General features: G+C 58.1%; 3 protein-coding genes and 1 pseudogene. All 4 read right to left on the reverse strand.

Going from position 1 to position 2,490, the window contains the following annotated elements:
• Positions 1 to 137, reverse strand: a pseudogene (locus NA637_RS24650) (2-hydroxy-6-oxo-2,4-heptadienoate hydrolase); the annotation flags it as partial.
• 2 nt (positions 138 to 139) lie between these two features.
• The gene (gene gstA / locus NA637_RS24655) at positions 140 to 751 is read right to left on the reverse strand and encodes a glutathione transferase GstA (protein WP_012477624.1); all 612 of its coding nucleotides are present in this window, start codon (positions 749 to 751) and stop codon (positions 140 to 142) included.
• 36 nt (positions 752 to 787) lie between these two features.
• Positions 788 to 2,248, reverse strand: coding sequence for a 2-hydroxymuconic semialdehyde dehydrogenase (locus NA637_RS24660; RefSeq protein ID WP_256075164.1), 1,461 nt, complete (start codon positions 2,246 to 2,248; stop codon positions 788 to 790).
• A 37-nt stretch (positions 2,249 to 2,285) separates the two neighbouring features.
• Positions 2,286 to 2,490, reverse strand: a 205-nt coding sequence (locus tag NA637_RS24665; RefSeq protein WP_256075165.1) for a heme-binding protein, incomplete at its 5' end; no start/stop codon positions are given.

A 2,490-nucleotide genomic window follows, 5' to 3' on the forward strand; every position in this document is an offset into this window, starting at 1 on the left:
TTGGCCCACGCGGTCACGCCCGGGCCGGAACCGTGAATCAACAGAACCGGGAAGCCGGTGCCCACATCATGGTAGTTGGTGCGGATGCCCGCAGCAACAATCGATTGTGCAATTTCTGGATTGGATGTTGTCATCATGTTCAGGCCTGAATCAAACCTTCTGCGCGCAAGGTGGCCTGAACGGCATCGCGGGAGGCCACCCGGGCCGAAAAGTGTTGCAACGCAGGCCATGGCGCCAAGTCCACACCCACATAGCCAGCCCAGCCCAAGGTAACAAACAGGTAGATGTCGGCGACAGAGTAGCTCTCTCCAAGCAAATAGGGTGTCTTGGAAAGTTGTGCTGCTGCTGTCGCCAAGCGGGCATCCAAAGTCTTGCGCGCCGTAGCCTTGGAGTCAGCGCTGGCATCGGGGTTGAACAGCGGGGAAAAACTTTTATGAATCTCGGTGGAAATAAAGTTAAGCCACTGCTGTAGTTGATAGCGCTCAAACGTGCCGTTGAGCGGCGCAAGTTTTTTGCCAGCCGCTTGGTCAGCGATGTATTGCACGATGGCGGGGCCTTCGGTGAGCATGCGACCATCGTCGATCTGCAAACAGGGCACATAGCCGCTGGGGTTCACTGCAAAGTAATCGTCACCAGCATCGGTTTTCTTGGTTTTGAGATCGACCTTGACCAAGTCAAAGTCCAGACCGGCTTCGCGCAGGGCAATGTGGGGTGACAGCGAGCAAGCGCCAGGAGAGTAATAAAGCTTCATAGGAGTTTCTTATAAAAAAATGGGGGCACAATATTCTCAATACTTGATCATCACGTTGCGCAGTTCGGTGTAGAACTCCAGCGAATGCAGGCCACCTTCACGCCCGATACCCGACTGCTTGGAGCCGCCAAAGGGTGTGCGCAAATCACGCAGGAACCAGCTGTTGATCCAGCACAGACCCACCTCGATTTGCGTTGCAAGACGGCTGGCTCGGCTGATATCCTGGGTGTGAATAGAAGTGGCCAGGCCGTAGGGGCTGTCGTTGACCATATTCAGCACCTCTTCTTCGGTGTCAAACGGCTGGATATGGCAGCATGGGCCAAAAATTTCTTCACGAACAATAGGTGAACTCTCGGGCAGGCCAGTCCAGATGGTGGGTTCGACCCAGCAGCCGTCTTTCAGGTCATCTGGCATATTGGGAACGCCGCCACCAAGAACAATATTGGCACCTTCTGCTTTGGCTTTGGCGTAGTAAGACAGCACCTTTTTCTGGTGGATTTTGCTCACCAGCGGGCCAATTTTGGTATCGGCATCAAACGGACGGCCGGGCTTGATGGCCGCGGCGCGCTCTTTCAGGGCGCTGACGAATTTGTCAAAAATCGGTCGCTCCACATACACGCGCTCAGTGCCCAGACAGACCTGGCCGCAGTTCTCAAAGGCAGAGCGGGTCACGGTGGCCAGAGCTTTTTCAAAATCGCAGTCGGCAAACACCACGGCCGCGTTTTTGCCGCCCAATTCGAGTGACACCGGGCGGATGCCGTCGGCACCGGCTTTCATGATGGCGGTGCCAGTCTTGGTTTCACCGGTGAAGGTGATGCCGTTGACGCCCTGGTGCGCGGTCAGGAAGGAGCCCGCCGAGTTGACGCCAAAGCCGTTCACCACGTTGTAGACGCCGGGCGGTACGCCGACCTTGTTCATGACTTCGCCCAACAGCGTGGCGGTGCTGGGAGTGGCCTCTGATGGCTTGACGACCACAGTGTTGCCGCAGGCCATGGCCGGGCCACATTTCCAGGTCATCAGCAGCAGCGGCAAATTCCATGGGCAGATGATGGCAATGACGCCACGCGGGGTGCGCACGCCGTAGCTGCGCGCTGTTTTACCGTCGGGGGTGCGCATCTCAAAGGATTCGGTCGAGACGTTTTTGATGGTGTCGGTGAATATCTTGAAGTTGGCGGCACCGCGCGGGATGTCGATGTGCGATGCCAGGTGCGCGGGCTTGCCGGTATCGGCAATTTCGGCCTGCAGAAAATCATCAAACCGGCGGTTGATCTCGGCAACCACACCATCGAGCATGGCGCAGCGGTCGACCACCGAGAGCTTGCCCCAGGGCCCGTTCAGTGCCGCGCGCGCGGCGGCCACCGCCGCATCCACCTCGGGCTGACCAGCTTCATGGACCATGCCGATTAGGCTGTTATCAACCGGGTTGCGCTTCTCGTAGGTCTTGCCGCTGACATTGGTGACGTATTCACCGTTGATGAAGTTCCTGATGTCTTTCATTTTTCTCTCTCTTGAAGTGGTAATTGGGCGGGTGCTGTTATGCCGCCAAACCCAGGGCGGCCAACCCGGCGCGGGCGCAGCTTTCATCCTCTTGCTCGGAGCCACCGGAGACGCCGATGCCGCCAATGCGCTGTCCGTTTTCCAGCACCGGCAAGCCGCCGCCAAACGCCACAAAGCGGGGCCGCAACACAATGCCCTCGCGCACGGCCACTGAATGCTGCTGCAACGCCCCATGCCACTGG

Source organism: Stutzerimonas stutzeri, from assembly GCF_024448935.1.
GTDB classification, from domain to species: Bacteria; Pseudomonadota; Gammaproteobacteria; order Pseudomonadales; family Pseudomonadaceae; genus Stutzerimonas; species Stutzerimonas stutzeri_AO.

Coding starts and splice junctions, on each gene's coding strand:
- gstA (WP_012477624.1), bottom strand. CDS start 751: ATGAAGCTTTATTACTCTCCTGGCGCTTGCTCGCTGTCACCCCACATT.
- NA637_RS24660 (WP_256075164.1), bottom strand. CDS start 2,248: ATGAAAGACATCAGGAACTTCATCAACGGTGAATACGTCACCAATGTC.